Annotated in this window: 5 protein-coding genes and 2 pseudogenes; 4 read left to right on the top strand and 3 right to left on the bottom strand. The window is 42.0% G+C overall.

All coding sequences use genetic code 11. From position 1 onward, the window contains the following. Window positions 1–358: hypothetical protein (locus V5298_RS19660; protein WP_332933123.1), on the top strand; the 358-nt coding region annotated here is incomplete at its 5' end. Then, a complete protein-coding gene (locus tag V5298_RS19655; protein ID WP_332933122.1) occupies window positions 355–786 on the top strand; it encodes a hypothetical protein in 432 nt (143 codons plus the stop codon). The genes V5298_RS19660 and V5298_RS19655, both read left to right, overlap by 4 nt. A 75-nt stretch (window positions 787–861) precedes the next feature. On the opposite strand, the pseudogene V5298_RS19650 reads toward V5298_RS19655, so the two are convergent. Continuing rightward, window positions 862–1127: pseudogene (locus V5298_RS19650) on the bottom strand (GNA1162 family protein); the annotation flags it as partial. 378 nt (window positions 1128–1505) lie between these two features. Between V5298_RS19650 and V5298_RS19645 the strand changes: the two are divergent. Beyond that, window positions 1506–1916, top strand: a complete 411-nt coding sequence (locus tag V5298_RS19645) for a hypothetical protein (RefSeq protein WP_332933121.1) — start codon at window positions 1506–1508, stop codon at window positions 1914–1916. Window positions 1917–2420: 504 nt separating this feature from the next. Then, entirely contained in the window at window positions 2421–3608 is a 1188-nt protein-coding gene (locus tag V5298_RS19640) for a histidinol-phosphate transaminase (RefSeq protein ID WP_332933120.1), read from the top strand. 271 nt (window positions 3609–3879) lie between these two features. Here V5298_RS19640 and V5298_RS19635 read toward each other — a convergent pair whose 3' ends face one another. Together V5298_RS19635 and V5298_RS19630 are read right to left on the bottom strand one after the other, a co-directional pair. Beyond that, window positions 3880–5085 (bottom strand): NnrS family protein, encoded by a 1206-nt coding sequence (locus V5298_RS19635; protein WP_332933119.1) that lies wholly within the window; start codon window positions 5083–5085, stop codon window positions 3880–3882. Window positions 5086–5126: 41 nt separating this feature from the next. Next, a pseudogene (locus V5298_RS19630) lies at window positions 5127–5346 on the bottom strand (ribonucleotide reductase subunit alpha); the annotation flags it as partial.

Below are 5346 nucleotides of genomic sequence, written 5' to 3'. Positions count from 1 at the left end.
GGTAAGGGGGTATGTTGATCTCAGCGTGTGGATCTTCCTGATAGTTGCATTCCTACCGTCAATGGCTTTGATGAAGGTGTTTGGTTCAAATAAAGTCGTCTCAATTAAGCGAATGTTGAAGTGGTATATGTTGGGGACATTATTTTTATGTGCCTTTTTCATGCAGTTTTTTGATATACGTGAACAACACATACATGCTACAGCAAATAACACATTGTTCGATTTTATAGCTCTATCGTTACTCGGTGGAATTCTTTTAGCCCGTAAGGGAGCGTTTGGCCGTCAAAAGCAACGGGCCAAGGAATACCATTCTCGTCGGCTAATGGAATTACTGGGCTACGAGGAGCAAGGTCAATGAATAGAACGGTATTTAATCAGACCTTAGAACAAGCGATTGGCTGTGCAATCGTATTTTCTCTTATTGTGTTCGCCATAAATGCGCTGCCTCATGGAGGGCTTATTTGGAGCGTGGTTAAGGTTGGGCTAATTCTATTACTGGTATATTTAAATGGCGTCATGCTAATTGGGTTTACCTCTTTACAATATGATATTACAAAGACTTTCTATGCCTGCGTCATACCAATATATCCTTTGTATTTATCGAGCCAAGAGATCGTTTTGCTACGGGAATGGTGGCAGTATTTTATATTTATTATTCCTTATGTGATTTGCTATTTTCTTTTATCTTCCTGCTTTTCTTATCGCCTATTTACGCGATCTGTTGAATGTATTGCCATTGTATTGTCTGTTTTCAGCAGCCCGTATCTCTATAGCGCGATATTCTAATAACCAATATAAAAAAGCCCAAGTATTTACTTGGGCTAGGCTAAATAGATTTTTTAGGTCTATAGAGGCAACTAATTAATTCTTTTTCTCACTAGGGGCTGGTTGCCCATAATTAGGAGAGCGAGGACCATATAGTAAGCCATTATAAATGTCTGAAGAAAGTAATCGTGCCGAGCTAATGGCGGCTATTTCAAATCCTGTATCACTGACTGTTTCTGCTATCTGGTTTATAGCTGCAACCACTAGCATTCCTATTAGGCCTCCGCTGCCATTGTTTCGCTTGATATTACAACATAGCTTGTACCGTACTCTTCAATGGTTACGTATAGCGCGGAATCGGCACACAAAAATTGTGTTTTTTCCATTTAAATTAATCCGTAATTAACTAGAAAAGACGCTTGAATGACAGTTTTTGAGTTCAAGAATCCATTCCGGTGGTACTTATAATCAAAACGAGTTGTAAATGCAATATTTCCCCATTGAATAATCATTAGCTTTATTTTTGATAATGCTTTTTTATTATTCATTCTGTTTAGGTAATGTGAAATGTGTATTAAGAAATGAAGTTTGATGATTCAGCGGTAACTTAATTAGGTTAACGCTTTGATTTCATCCAGTATTCATAATAAGCTACTCCTTGCTTACCAAATGTGACGCCGATATCATTCCATCGTGTTTTCGCCCCTAAGCCTAGTTCACTCATTAACAAGGAGAAAGTTATGAAATTGATTATGCTAACATCGTTATTTTTGATTATTACCTATCAATTCCCCGTGAAAGCAGAAGAGTTATTTTCGGTATCTTCCGAAGAGAGAAATATCTCTGCATTTGATTATGTCGTGACAGAAATCAAACGGGAAAAAGGGTATTCAATATTAAACATTCCCAAATTTCAGGAACGTACAGCGGCAGCAAGTCGTTGGATGATGTGTGCGTATACTGAGTTGGCGATGTTACGTAATGCAAATATGTGGGCCGCAGTATACAGCGACGATAGTGGTGACAATGTAACGGTTGTATTTCCAGATTCAAAAAACCTTAACGATCCAGCATTTGATAATGTAGACCTGCTAAATACAGAGCCTAAAATTATGCGTACTGGCGCCTTAAGAAAGTATTGTGGTTTATAAAAATCATCCATAATAATTCCCTTAATATGTATTATCTATACGTATAAACATACTAATGTGGGCTATATTATTTCTTATCATTATTTTTAGCCCACATATTTCCTCTTTGAGTTAAACCTTGTTGCTTATTTAAAAATAGAGTCTAAGTAAATATCAAATAGGTGAAATGCATTGTACATTCCGCGGTATGTATTTCACTCAATATTGTCTTTGCTTCTAACACCCAAATTTGGTTGACCAAATTGAGGCATCGCACCAATTTATTGCACCAGGTTGGATGAATTGCGTTCGTTTATCGCCTATGTTTCCGCCAGCAATTTGTTACTCATCGCATATTAATGTCATTTGTCCTTTAATGAGGGGCGGGTGCCTTGATGGCAGGTTTCTGGAACATCTGTTGCATATCAAGTGCTGCATTCGTACTTTGAATGAGAAAAGCACCTCATTAATTACAAGCATGCAACGAGAAATCCTCCATACAGAAAACAGTAAAAGAGAGATATTATGGCTTCGGATAACACTGAATTTATGCCTTCTACGGACATGTCGAGAAGAAAATGGTTAAAAACCTTTAGTGCAGGCGCAGGCGCCATTGCCTTAACGGGCTGCTTTGATAGCAGCGTTAAAGAACTCCATGCTGCGGGCATGAAAACCGAGCACTTTCCATCTGCCACCCCTAACGTAAATGATGGGCTGATCCGACTTTCCTCAAACGAAAATGCCTTTGGTCCGTCTAAGAAAGCAGTGGCTGCAATGCAAGGTGAATTATTCAATCTTGCACGATATACCGATGCCACCGTGGATGTGCTGAAAGCTAAAATTGCGAAGCAAGAAGGTGTTTCAACAGACCAAATCGTGGTTACAAACGGTTCATCTCCTATTTTGTTTGGTTATGCTGAATGGATCATGGAAAACGGCGGTAAGTTGGTTACCTCAATGGCGACTTACGAAGGGATCCCACGTGGTGCCGAGTTCATGGGCGCTGACGTAAATTATGTTCCACTTGACGGGGAAATGGGGTTTGATCTCGATGCTATAGAAGCTGCGGTTACCGACGACACAACAGCTGTGTACATTTGTAACCCTAATAATCCTACTGGTAAGGTGCTCGACCCGGCTAAACTTACGGCCTTTGCTAAGCGTGTATCAAAGAAAGTACAGGTTTTCATTGATGAAGCCTACATTGAAATGTCTGATGCGTATCCGGCAAACGTACAATCCAAATTGGTGGCCGATGGATACAATGTGGTTATCTGCCGTACCTTCTCTAAAATCCATGCAATGGCCGGGCAACGTTTGGGCTATGCCATTATGCCGGCTGAGCAGGCGGCAAAAATGGGTCAAAAGTTACGGATGGGGGGCGTTAACTATCTGGCACTAGTGGCTGGAATGGCAAGTATGGATGATCACCAAAATCTCGAGACAATGCGTGGCAGAGTTCAAGTAGAGCGAGCCAAGCTAGTCGCCGCGGCAGAATCATTGGGACGCCCTTATGCTAAAAAGCCTCAAGGTAACTTTATCTATCTGGATACCGGCATGCCCCACGACCAATTTGCTGAAAAAATGAAAGCGAAAGGCATTAAAGTGGTGGGACGCACATGGCCGGGCTTTGATTCCTGGTCAAGAATAAGCGTAGGTACACCTGAAGAAACTGATGCTTGTGTAGAAGCATTAAAGCAGGTACTGGCGTAAACCCCATAGCCCTTGCGCGTAAATCTAAGGGCTGACATTAACGTCACCATACTAAAGACCTCGATTGATATCGGGGTTTTTTATGTTTAGTGCATAAAATAAGTCTCTTATCCTTAAGCTGGGTAATGGTTTGTCATAAATACGGTATCGATTTGTGCTTACAGTGTGGGATACATGGCATCTAAGGCACTATCACAATCTTGCTGTGACAGTGCAATGTGAATACGTATGTACGCATTTTTACAGGAGAAACGGGCTAGGGGGATAGGGCTTAACCGGGGCGGCCATCCGGTCGTGGTGTGGTGAGGATGGGAAAATACACCAATACGTAAATGAGGTATGCAGCTACCCATCCGATAGCACCAAGGGTTAACCAATGCATGATATTGCTGGGCCAAAGTGCAATAAATAGCGTGCGTAAAATAGCGGCAATAAAGATCATAACAAACCCACAGGAAATAAGGGGTTTGGGTTTAATGATACGGCCACTATGGCCTAGGGATACTCGGGCAATCATGCTTAAAATCATTAGTCCCATCCCTCCGGTAGTAAAGACATGCAGCACGATACTGTTGCTGATATTAAAGCCCGCATAGCGTGCGCTATATAAAGCTAATCCACATGGGATAAACCAGTAGGCGAGGTGCAAAGACCAAACAATTGGCACTTTTACTGTGACCCAAATCTTCCATCGCCCACAGCGTATGGCGGTTAACAAGGCACTGATGGCAAATAAACCGCTCATCATCGCAGGCGGTATGGTGCTGTTTAGATTAAAAAAGTGCAGAGCAAAAATAGCCCACAAGGTGCCTAGGGCAGACATATCCAGCCATTTTATGGCCGCAACTTTTGCGGTTTGGGTGCCATTGGCGGTAAACATAGGGATTACGCGCCCACCAATAATCACAATCAGTAACGTGATTAACCAAACCGCATTTTGAGCGCCTAAGAGTTGGATGTCGTGTCGTTGATTCGCTTGGCCAAAATACATCATGGCATTACAAAAGGTTAAGAGTAACAACACGGGGACGAAAAACAGATTACGCTGTTGATTGACCTGAATCAGGGGTTTTGCCAGTAATATGGCGCAGATAGGCAAAAAGCTTAAATCAACGCCAGCTACAACATATAACGACAAGTCTTGGCCAAATAACAGTAGTAAACGTCCACTTAGCCAAAGAAGCGTGATAAATAGCAGGGTTTTATTGTGGGGGGCACGAATTCCGGTCCAATTTTGAACCGCCGTCAGTAAAAAACCAATGATAATGGCAGAAACAAACCCAAACAGCATTTCGTGACTATGCCAAAACAGCATGTCGGCGAAGGGATGTAACTGGATATGTCCATTTAACGCTAATCCCCATAGCGCCATGGCAATCACGCTAAAACTTGCGCCAAACAGGAACATGGGACGGAATGCTTGGCGAAGTAAAGGCAGCATCTTTTGCTCTGCTGCAAGGTCGGTTATTTGTACCATCGAAAAACCATCCTCTAAAGTGAACTGCTTGATCTAATGCGTTAGTAAAGCGTGACCAGCTCGCCATTTCTATTGAAGGTTAAAAACTCGTTGATCATTCCACTTTTTATTTTTTTCGTCATTACAGTCAAAGGTTGGGTGGCCTCGTCACTATTGGGTGGAAAGCCACTGCGGCCCGCTAACGCTGAAACAAAAACAATGTCCCAGTCAACGCCGGTCATTTGGGATTCAGCGACTAAAATACTAAAATCACTGACTTGC

The sequence above is a fragment of the Alteromonas sp. 14N.309.X.WAT.G.H12 genome, assembly GCF_036697315.1.
In the GTDB taxonomy this organism is placed as follows: Bacteria; Pseudomonadota; Gammaproteobacteria; order Enterobacterales; family Alteromonadaceae; genus Alteromonas.
The sequence above is the reverse complement of the archived record's forward strand: the minus strand, read 5'-3'. Positions and strand labels throughout refer to the sequence as shown.

What these genes read in the sequence shown, in the direction of transcription:
- V5298_RS19655 (WP_332933122.1), top strand. Translation starts at nt 355, where the DNA reads ATGAATAGAACGGTATTTAATCAGACCTTAGAACAAGCGATTGGCTGT.
- V5298_RS19645 (WP_332933121.1), top strand. Translation starts at nt 1,506, where the DNA reads ATGAAATTGATTATGCTAACATCGTTATTTTTGATTATTACCTATCAA.
- V5298_RS19640 (WP_332933120.1), top strand. Translation starts at nt 2,421, where the DNA reads ATGGCTTCGGATAACACTGAATTTATGCCTTCTACGGACATGTCGAGA.
- V5298_RS19635 (WP_332933119.1), bottom strand. Translation starts at nt 5,085, where the DNA reads ATGGTACAAATAACCGACCTTGCAGCAGAGCAAAAGATGCTGCCTTTA.